Here is a 9712-nt window from a genome sequence, read left to right as displayed (position 1 = left end):
CCGGTCAGCCCGGCTAGTCAGCCTTTCCCGACCAGCATGCGATCGAGCCCGTAGATGCGGTCGACGAGGACCATCAGCAGGAAGGTCAGCAGGATGACGACGGTCGAGACCGAGGCGACGAGCGGATCGATCGATTCCTCGATGTAGTGGTACATCTTGACCGGCAGCGTCATCGAGGACGGCGTCGCCACGAACACCGTCATCGTCACCTCGTCGAAGCTCTGGATGAATGAGATCACCCAGCCGCCGGCGACGCCGGGGATCATCAGCGGAAACACCACTCGCCGGAACACGGTCCAGCTGGAGGCGCCGAGCGAGATCGCGGCGCGTTCGAGCGCCGGATCGGCCGCGGTCAGGGCCGCGAGCACCAGCCTCAGCCCATAGGGGAAAATGATCAGCACGTGGCTGGCGAGCAGGCCTGCGGTCGAGCCGGTAATATTGACCTGTGTGAAGAAGCGCAGGAACGCGACGCCGAGCACGACATGCGGGATGATCAGCGGCGACAGGAACAGCCCGACCAGGGCCTCGCGCCCCGGGAATTGATGCCGTGCCAGAGCGAGCGCGGCCGGCACGGCGAGCGCCATCGCGCAGGTCGCGGCAACGACGCCGAGCACGATGCTCATCCAGAAGGCGGAGACGAACTGCGGATTGGCCAGGATGGCCCTGAACCAGCGCAGCGAGAACGAGGTCGTGGGCAGCGAGAGCAGGTTGCTCGGCGTCAGCGACATCCACATCACCACAATCAGCGGTGCCAGCATGAAGATGACGAACAGGCTGTGGCAGAGGAGCGCGACGGGGCCGTTGCGGTTCATTGGGCAAACCTCGCATAGCGCCGCTCGAGCAAGCGGTTATAGGTCAGCATGATCGTGGCGTTGACGATGAGCAGCACGATCGCGATCGCCGCGCCGAGCGGCCAGTTCAGCGTGCCCAGGAACTCGTCATAGGTGGCGGTGGCGACGACCTTGAGCTGGCGCCCGCCGATGATCGCGGGCGTCGCGAAGGCACTGGCCGCGAGCGCGAAGACGATCAGCGATCCCGACAGGATGCCGGGCACGATCTGGGGCAGGATGATCCTGATGAAGATCGTGGTCTCGCCGGCGCCGAGCGACTGCGCCGCACGAACCACCTTGGGGTCGAGCCGTTGCAGGGCGGCCCAGACCGAGATGATCATGAACGGCACCGCGACATGGACGAGCGCGATGACGACGCCCTGGATGGTGTAGAGCATCGGGATCGGCCCGCTCGTCAGGCCGAGCCCGGAGGCGACGTTGTTGATCACACCGTTGCGGCCGAACAGCAGCGCCCATCCGAGCGTGCGCACCACGACCGAGATCAGCAGCGGGCTCAGCGTCACGATCAGGAAGATCGAGCGCCAGGGTGGTCGCATCCGCGACAGGAAATAGGCTTCGGGTGCGCCGATCAGCACGCAGAGCACCGTCGTCGCCAGCGCGATCCCGACCGTCCGCAGGAAGATGGTGTGGTAATAGGGATCGCCCAGCGTATCCGCGAAGTTCGACAGTGTCGCCCCGCCGGTCGCACCGGTCGCGAGGTCGAAGGACTGGAAGCTCAGCACGGCGATCATCACCAGCGGCGTCACCAGAAGCGCTGCGAAGAAGAGCAGCGCCGGCAGACTGAGCAGCAGCGGCACGCGGCTCCTGGATGCCTCAGCCATGATGCGCGTCCGCGATGATGGCGGCATCCTCGGGCCGCCAGTTGAGCCCGACATCGTCGCCCTCGTTGAAGGCGGGCACTCCACGATGCGGCTCCGACGACAGGACCGCACCAATGGCCGTCTCGACGGAGAACAGCCATGAACTGCCTTGGAAGACCCGTGATGTCAGCCGACCGCCGAGAAAACCGGTCCCGGGCGGCACGAGGCGGACCTTTTCCGGGCGCAAGGCGATCACCACCGCGCTGCCTGCCGAAAGCGAGGGCTGCGCCGTGCCGGGCACCGCCGCCTCGACGCCCTCGATGCGCAGCGAGCAACGCCCGGCCTCCACCGAGACGATCCTTGCCTTGAGTTGGGAGGAGCGGCCGACGAAGCTCGCGGCGAAATGGCTCGTCGGTGCGTCATAGAGCGTCAGCGGATCGGCAAGCTGGACGATCCGCCCGGCATCCATCACCGCGATCCGGTCACAGGTCGCCAGCGCCTCGGCCTGATCATGCGTGACCATGATCGTCGTCGTGCCGACGCGGCGCTGGATCGCCCGGATCTCGACCTGCATTTCCTCGCGTAGCTTGGCATCGAGATTGGAAAGCGGCTCGTCGAGCAGCAACAGGGCGGGCTCGATGGCGAGCGCCCGCGCCAGCGCGACCCGCTGTTGCTGCCCGCCGGACAATTGCCGGGGATAGCGCTCGGCGAGATGGCCGAGACGCACCAGATCGAGCGCTTCCTTGACCTTCTGCTGACGGGCGGGCTTGGCGATCTTCCGCATTTCGAGCCCGAACGCGACATTCTCGGCGACCGTCAGGTGCGGGAACAGGGCATAGCTCTGGAAGACGATGCCCATGCCGCGCTGGCTGGCCGGAACACCCCGGAGGCTGCGCCCGTCGAGCAGTACCTCGCCGCTGGTCGGCTCCTCGAAGCCGGCGACGATGTTCAACGTCGTGGTCTTGCCGCAGCCGGACGGACCGAGCAGCCCGACGAACTCGCCGGGCTCGATCGCCAGGTCGATTCCGTTGAGCGCCGTGAAGGCGGCAAAGCGCTTGGTAAGCCCGCGAAGGGCGATCTTGGCCATAGTCGAGGGTGATCCATGAAACCGCCTGCGCCCTTGGCGCAGGCCTGATGTCCGAAGGAACGAGGGCTTCAGGAATCGGCCCGAAAGGTGATGCAGATCAGAAGGTTAGATCGGCGGATCGGATAAGATCCGGTCCGCTGATCTAGCGCTCGATCTCGCGGTTCCAGCGCTGCGTCCAGGCGGCCCGGTTCTGGTTGACGGTCGGCCAGTCGATCTTGGCGAGCTTGGAAACGGCCTGGTCGCCGACCGCCAGCCCCGCGGCTTCATCCGCCGTCAGCTCCGTCTTGCGGTTCACCGGGCCATAGCCCGCGCCGGCAAAGACCTTCTGGATCGCTGGCGAGAGCATGTGCTGGATGAACTTTTGCGATTGCGGAGCCACGTCGCTGTCAACGACGGGGCACATCGTCACCATCAGTGCGCCGGCCCCTTCCTTCGGCTCGGCCACTTCAAGCGGCAGGCCCTCCTTCTTCAGCGCGACGGCGCGCGAGCGCGAGATCACGGTCAGCGCGATCTCGCCGCTTTGCAGCAGCTCCTCGAGCTTCGGTGCGGAGGGTGCGAAGGTCAGGATATTGGGCCGGATCTTGTCCTTGAAGGCGGCGAAGCCGGGCTCGATCTTGCTCTCGCCGCCGCCCTCGGCGCGCGCCACCATGATCAGCCCATGCAGGCCGGTCGTGCTGGCGGCGCCGAGCAGGGCAAGCTGGCCCTTATAGGCGCTGTTGCCGAGGTCGCCCCAGGAGGTCGGCACCGGCCAGCCCTTCTCCTTGAAAATCTTGGCATTGTAGACCGGGGTGGTGACGCCGATGCCGAAGGCGATGGCCTTCTCGTCCAGTTTCGCGATCGGATAGACATCGTCGAGCACCGGGGCCTTCTCGATCGGCGCGCAGAACCCGAACTGCACAGCCTGATACATCGGGCCGTCATCGACCATGGCGACGTCGATCTCCTGCTTGCCGCGCTGGGCCTGCAGCTTGGCGAGCGTCGCCGTCGACTGTCCCGCGACATACTCGACCTTGACGTTGTTCGCCTTCTCGAAGGGCGGAATGATCGCGGTGCGCATCAGGCGCTCGAAGGAGCCGCCATAGCCCGCGACATACATCGTCTGCTGGGCGCTCGCTCCCGCGCTGACAAGGCCGCCCGTGGCGAGCGCGAGGGCGAAGACGGATCCAAGCGAAGTCGAGCGCAAAGTGGCCATGCCGAAAAATCCCCTGTTTGGCCGGGGAACACGGCCCCCGTTGCAGCCAAGGGTTGGGGAGCGGCACCCATCTGTCAATCGACTGATTATGGATCATGCCATTCAGATTTGATATGATATCGCCGCGATTGCCCTGCCGGCGCACCGACCGGGTCGCAATGCCCGGTCAGGCCGACCGTGGCGGAACGGGAATGGAGTGCCCGATTTGGCTCAGATCACCCACAGGCATGCCGAAGCCTTCAACGCGGTTCTGCATGTCGGGAGCTTCACCAAGGCCGCGCGCCTGCTTCGCAGCTCCCAGCCCTCGATCAGCCGATTGATGAAGGAGCTGCAGGAGGCGGTCGGATTCGTGTTGTTCACGCGCAGCGATGGCCGCACGGTCGCGACGCCCGAAGCGATGGCCCTGCATCAGGAAGTCGAGCGCAGTTTCGTCGGGCTCGAACGGATCAGCGAGCGCGCCGCCCAGATCAAGGAGCGCCGCGTCGAGCAGTTGCGGATCGTCAGCATGCCCGCGCTGGCGCACACTTTCCTGCCTGTCGCCCTTGCCGGATTTCTCAAGGACCGCCCGAGCGTCGCCGCTGCGATCCAGGCGCAGCGTTCGGAATCCATTGCCTCATGGGTTTCGACACAGCAATTCGATGTCGGCTTCGCGATGCTCCCGATGGACAAGCCGGGTGTCGAGATCGAGCTGTTCGACCCTGCCATCGGCGTCTGCGTGATGCCGGCCGGTCACCCGCTTGCGGTGCGGCCGGAGATCGTCCCGCAGGACCTGGACGGCATGCCGTTCATCGGCAAGGGCGCGGGGAGTTTCATGTCCCGCTCGCTGCAGCAGGTGCTCGACGATGCCAGGGTGCGTTGCGACGTTCGCGTCGAAACCCCGATCGCCGCCATCGCCTGCCAGATGGTGGCGCAGGGACTGGGCCTGACCATTGCGGACCCGTTCACAGCAAAAGCGTTCGAACCGCTGGGGTTAGTCTCCCGTCCGTTCCGGCCAGCCATCGCCTATAATTTCGGAGTTCTCTACCCCTCGCACAGCCTGCGCTCGCAACTTGTCTCCGACTTCGTCGCGCATCTGCATCTCGAGCGCCAGAAGGTGCACGAGCAGCGGTGATGAATCTGCCGTTGGACTGAGCTTTCGGCTTGGTTCGCGCTCGGGCGGAGCCTTCTATGGATCGCGGCCTGGCTTCGCCCAGGTCAGGGTGCTCGCAACTGGCCGAGAACAAACAGGGCGAGCGCCGCGAAGGCCCCGACCGTTGCAACCGCGGCCGACAGCAGGAGCGCACCCGCCTCGCCGTAGCGCGTGATCGTGGCCGCGTAGGCGATCGGCGCCGTGGCCGATAGCAGGAAACTCGGGGCCACGAGTGTCCCAACGAAGTGTCCATAGCTCGCCGGATCGAACAGGATGAGCGGCACGGTTCCCCGCGTGATCGTCAGCAAGCCGTTGCCGGCGCCATACATGAAGGCGAAGACAAGCGCAGCCTGCCATGTCGACACCGCCAGGAAGCCAGCGACGAAACTGACGAGCAGGACGACGGTGGCAAAGAGGTTGAGAGCAATGGGATCGACCCGGGCTCCGAACAGGACCTCGCAGAGCCGCGCCGCCGATTGGCCGATCCCACGGAAGCTCGCGGCCATGATTGCAGTCGACGCGCTCAACCCGAGACCGGCCATCATCGCAATCATATGCGCCGACATCCCCGAATTCAGGAAGTTCGCCAGCGTCACGATCAAGGCAAACAGGCCTGCCGCCCAAATCTTCCGACGCGGGGTTTCGATGCGGCCGGTACTGGACCCGGAGGACGACGACCTGATCGGCCGCGAGGCGACGGGCAATGTGATCAGCAGCGGGATCGCCAGCAGAGAAATCGCCGCATAGGCGAACACGGCTCCCCGCCAGCCCAGGGTTTCCGCAAGAGCACTGCCGATCGGCCAGAAGACCGTCGAGGCCAGGCCTCCGAGGAGCGTGATCTGGGATATCGGGCGGCGCGCGTCGCTACCCAGCAACCGCGCCAGGGTGGCGAAGGCAGCGTCGTAGAGCGACATGCGCATGCCCAGACCGAGCATGAACCAGGCCGTGAAATAGAGCGCGAGATTGCCTCCCAGCGCGAGCAAGAGGCAGCCGAGCGCATTGAGCCACGCTCCCCCGATCATGACGGAGCGCCCGCCCCTTCGATCGATCAGTGCGCCGATCGGCGCAGAGCTCAGCCCCATCACCAGGAGGGCAAGCGAATACCCTCCGTAGACCGCCTCTCGCGACCACCCCGTATCCGCGACGATCAGATTGCCGAACGCGCCGATCAGGTAATACGTCACCCCCCACGAGATGAGCTGCGTGAGACCGAGATTGAAGACTGCCCAGGGGCGCATCATGCCGAGGCCGATGGATACGAACCGTCATCTGGCGGCGTATGGGCTCCCTGGCCCAACGCCCTTTGCATCAGCACCGTGTCCAGCCACCCTCCCAGCTTGAAGCCGATTGCCCGAAACGTGCCCACCGGCTCGAAGCCGAGCCTGCCGTGCAAGGCGATCGAACCACGATTGTCGCTATTGCCTATGACGGCCACCATCTGGCGCCAGGGGCCCATCTCACAGTGGTCGATGAGGGCGGCTAGGAGCCGGCTCCCGATACCGCGCCCTGCCATTCCCGGCGCGACATAGACGGAGTCCTCCACCGTATATCGATAGGCGGGCCGGGGCCGATAGCACGTCGCATAGCAGTAGCCGACGACCGCCGCGTCGATTTCCGCCACCAGGAAGGGCAGGCCGAGATCGAGGACAGCGGCGCGCCTGGCCGCCAACTCGTCGAGCGAAGGCGGAACGGTCTCGAAACTGGCGAGCCCATGCAGAACATGGTGCGCATAAATCTCCTGGATGGTCTCGAGGTCGTGCTCTTGCGCCGCGCGGATTGCGACCCTGGACGATGAGATGGCCGTTGGCTGTGATGGGCATTCCGCCAGACTGGGCATGTTTCGCTCTTCGAAGATGGGTCCTGGCACCCTCGCTACGCCTCCCTCCATCATTAAGGAAGATTTGCCTCATTATGCGGAGCATGAGATATTCTTTGGGTGTCCAATCTCAGCCTCGATCAACTACAGGCCTTCGTCGACGTCGTGGAGCTGGGCAGTTTCACCGCTGCGGCCGAACGCCGAAGGCTCTCGCAACCCGCGGTCAGCTTGCAGTTGCGCCAGCTGGAGCGGCGCCTGGGAGTGACGCTGATCGAACGGATCGGCCGCAAATGCCAGACCACACCGGCAGGCGATGAACTCCTGGCCTATGCGCACCAGATCGGCCGCCTGGTCGGCAGCGCGACCGAAGCCATGGCACGGCATGGCAAGGGCGCGATGGGACGTGTCAGGCTCGGGACAGGCGCAACGGCCTGCATCTATCTGCTGCCGCCGGTGCTGAAGGAACTCCGCCGGAAATTCCCGACGCTCGAGATCACGGTCACCACCGGCAACACGACCGATTTTCTCAAGGCCATCGAGGAGAACGCGATCGATGTCGCACTGGTGACGTTGCCTGCGGCGGGCCGCATGCTGGACGTGACCCCGGTGCTCGACGACGAGTTCGTGCTGATTGCGCCGCAGGACATGCCGCTCCCCGCCGAGGTCGACCCGGCCTGGCTCGCCGGGCGGCCCGTGATTCTGTTCGAGCCCGGCGGGAGGACACGCAGTATTGCCGATGCGTGGCTCTCTCAGTCGGGGGTGACGCTCAGGCCCATCATGTCGCTGGGGAGCGTCGAAGCCATCAAGGAACTCGTCGGTGCAGGGCTGGGCTGTGCCGTCCTGCCAGGTATGGCCGTCGCGGGCCACCGAGCACCATCCGGCGTCGCGGTGCGGAGCCTGACCCCGAACCTCAAGCGCACCCTCGCGATCGTCGTCCGGCGCGACAAGAAACTGCACAAGGGCCTCATGGAAACGATCCGCGCGTTGGGCAAGCTGTCCGTCTGAACGATCCCGGCAGCGCGTTTCGGGACACTGCGAGTTCGTGGCAAGCGCGATCTTTTCAGGTGGCAGGCCACCCGGCAAAATTCTGGCACCACATGTCGGCACGGGGGCTCAAGCTTCGTCCTTGAACCGAAGGGAGGTCTGCAGATGCTTTACACCGTGCTGTGCTACCATGACGAGGATATCACGACCGCCTGGTCGCGCGAGGAGGAAGCGGTCGTCGTCGATCGGTTGATTGCCGTACACGACAAATGGGGCCGGGCGTTCAGGCCGGTGGTTCGGCTGATGCCCACCAATACCGCGACAAGCGTGCGCAAGAGCGGGACACTCGTCACCGACGGTCCCTTTGCCGAGACAAAGGAACAGTTGCTCGGCATCTATGTGATCGAGGTTGCCGATCTTGAGCAGGCGCTCGCCGTGGCACGCGATCTGGGTCGCGCCAATCCCACCGCCAACTACGAGGTCCGACCGGTGATGACCCTCGTTCCCGACGCGGGCCTGGCCGGGACCAGCTAGAATGCTCGAGCTGGGCCCGATGGGCGCAACGCTCGCGGCCGCCCGCCCCCAGGCGGTTGCCGCTTTGCTGCGCCATTTTCGCGATCTCGACCTGGCCGAGGAGGCGTTCCAGGAGGCCTGTCTTCGCGCCTTGAGGAGTTGGCCCAAGAAGGGGCCGCCGCGCGACGCCACCGCCTGGCTGATCCTGGTCGGCCGCAACGCTGCGATCGATGCCGTTCGCCGCCAGAGCAAGCTGACCGAGTTGCCGTCAGAGGATGTGATGTCCGACCGCGATGATGCCGAGCCGGACCTGGTCGACCGGCTCGACCAGGCTGACTATCGCGACGACATATTACGGCTCCTCTTCGTGTGCTGCCATCCCGACGTGCCGGCAGCCCAGCAGATCGCGGTTGCCCTGCGGATCGTCTCCGGCCTGTCGGTCAAGCAGATCGCGCGCGCCTTTCTCGTAAGCGAGACGGCGATGGAGCAGCGTATCGCAAGGGCGAAGGCGCGGATCGCAAGAGGAGGCGTCCCCTTTGAGACGCCGGGGCCGGCAGAACGCGCCGAGCGCTTTGCGGCGGTCGCGGCCATGATCTACCTCCTCTTCAACGAAGGCTATACCGATTCCGATCCCCGCAGCGATCGGTCGAGCCTGTGCGGCGAGGCGATCCGGCTGGCGCGGCTGATGCTTCGGATGTTTCCCGCAGAGCCGGAAATGATGGGTCTGCTGGCACTGATGCTGCTCCAGCACTCGCGTCTGCTGGCACGGTTCGACGACGTGGGCACGCCAATCCTGCTTGAGAAACAGGACCGCCTGCGCTGGAACGGCGCGATGATCGCCGAGGCCCTGGCGATGATCGACAAGGCGATCCACCACAGAAGGACCGGTCCGTACCAGATCCAGGCGGCGATCGCGGCGCTTCACGCACGTGCGCAACGGCCGGAGGACACCGACTGGGCTCAGATCGAGCAGCTCTATTCGGCACTGGAACGCCGCGCACCCTCCCCTGTGGTGAGACTCAACCGCGCCGTCGCGGTCGCGAAGCTTCAGGGACCGGAAGCCGCGCTCCTCCTGATCGCCCCCCTCGCCGAACCCCTGGCAAGCTACTTCTATTTTCACGGCATGCGAGGAGCCCTGCTCGAGCAGGTCGGCCGGTTCGCCGAGGCGCGCGACGCCTTCGGCCGCGCCATCGCACTCGCCGGCACGGCTGCGGAAGCCGCACATATCCGGCAGAATCTCGATCGGCTGGAGAGCGAGATCGGCACGCAAAAAGATTCCGCAGGAGATGTCGGCCTGCGGTGAGCGAGATCGTCCTTGGGATGGAGGCAAGCAGGCCTCG

The 9712-nt window shown here is 65.4% G+C and carries 10 protein-coding genes; 4 read left to right on the top strand and 6 right to left on the bottom strand.

Going from position 1 to position 9712, the window contains the following annotated elements; translation table 11 throughout:
• Positions 1-17: 17 nt before the first annotated feature.
• The 4 genes from AB4118_RS26240 to AB4118_RS26225 form a co-directional block, all read right to left on the bottom strand.
• Positions 18-812 carry an ABC transporter permease gene (locus AB4118_RS26240; RefSeq protein ID WP_441492496.1) on the bottom strand — a complete coding sequence of 265 codons (795 nt, stop codon included), beginning with the start codon at positions 810-812 and terminating at the stop codon, positions 18-20.
• The gene (locus tag AB4118_RS26235) at positions 809-1672 is read right to left on the bottom strand and encodes an ABC transporter permease (protein WP_441492495.1); all 864 of its coding nucleotides are present in this window, start codon (positions 1670-1672) and stop codon (positions 809-811) included. The genes AB4118_RS26240 and AB4118_RS26235 overlap by 4 nt, the downstream gene beginning before the upstream one ends.
• Positions 1665-2738: an ABC transporter ATP-binding protein gene (locus tag AB4118_RS26230; RefSeq protein ID WP_441492494.1), complete on the bottom strand. Its 1074-nt coding sequence runs from the start codon at positions 2736-2738 to the stop codon at positions 1665-1667. Before AB4118_RS26230 ends, AB4118_RS26235 begins: the two co-directional genes overlap by 8 nt.
• A 142-nt stretch (positions 2739-2880) precedes the next feature.
• The gene (locus AB4118_RS26225) at positions 2881-3930 is read right to left on the bottom strand and encodes an ABC transporter substrate-binding protein (RefSeq protein WP_441492493.1); all 1050 of its coding nucleotides are present in this window, start codon (positions 3928-3930) and stop codon (positions 2881-2883) included.
• Between the two features lie 205 nt (positions 3931-4135).
• Between AB4118_RS26225 and AB4118_RS26220 the strand changes: the two genes are divergently transcribed.
• Complete coding sequence (locus AB4118_RS26220; protein WP_441492492.1) at positions 4136-5041, top strand: LysR substrate-binding domain-containing protein; 906 nt, start codon at positions 4136-4138, stop codon at positions 5039-5041.
• Between the two features lie 83 nt (positions 5042-5124).
• Here AB4118_RS26220 and AB4118_RS26215 read toward each other — a convergent pair whose 3' ends face one another.
• Positions 5125-6300 carry an MFS transporter gene (locus AB4118_RS26215; RefSeq protein ID WP_441492491.1) on the bottom strand — a complete coding sequence of 392 codons (1176 nt, stop codon included), beginning with the start codon at positions 6298-6300 and terminating at the stop codon, positions 5125-5127.
• On the bottom strand, positions 6297-6896 hold the full coding sequence (locus tag AB4118_RS26210; RefSeq protein WP_441492490.1) for a GNAT family N-acetyltransferase: 600 nt from the start codon (positions 6894-6896) through the stop codon (positions 6297-6299). The genes AB4118_RS26215 and AB4118_RS26210 overlap by 4 nt, the downstream gene beginning before the upstream one ends.
• Positions 6897-6995: 99 nt before the next feature.
• Here AB4118_RS26210 and AB4118_RS26205 point away from each other — a divergent pair, with 99 nt between their 5' ends.
• The 3 genes from AB4118_RS26205 to AB4118_RS26195 all read left to right on the top strand — a co-directional run bounded on the left by AB4118_RS26205 (position 6996) and on the right by AB4118_RS26195 (position 9675).
• A complete protein-coding gene (locus AB4118_RS26205) occupies positions 6996-7880 on the top strand; it encodes a LysR family transcriptional regulator (protein ID WP_441492489.1) in 885 nt (294 codons plus the stop codon).
• A gap of 144 nt (positions 7881-8024) precedes the next feature.
• Positions 8025-8393 carry a YciI family protein gene (locus AB4118_RS26200; protein ID WP_441492488.1) on the top strand — a complete coding sequence of 123 codons (369 nt, stop codon included), beginning with the start codon at positions 8025-8027 and terminating at the stop codon, positions 8391-8393.
• Between the two features lies 1 nt (position 8394).
• Positions 8395-9675 (top strand): RNA polymerase sigma factor, encoded by a 1281-nt coding sequence (locus tag AB4118_RS26195; protein ID WP_441492487.1) that lies wholly within the window; start codon positions 8395-8397, stop codon positions 9673-9675.
• The last annotated feature ends 37 nt before the right edge of the window (positions 9676-9712 follow it).

Source organism: Allobosea sp. 2RAB26, assembly GCF_052115465.1.
Taxonomy (GTDB): Bacteria; Pseudomonadota; Alphaproteobacteria; order Rhizobiales; family Beijerinckiaceae; genus Allobosea.
The sequence above is the reverse complement of the archived record's forward strand: the minus strand, read 5'-3'. Positions and strand labels throughout refer to the sequence as shown.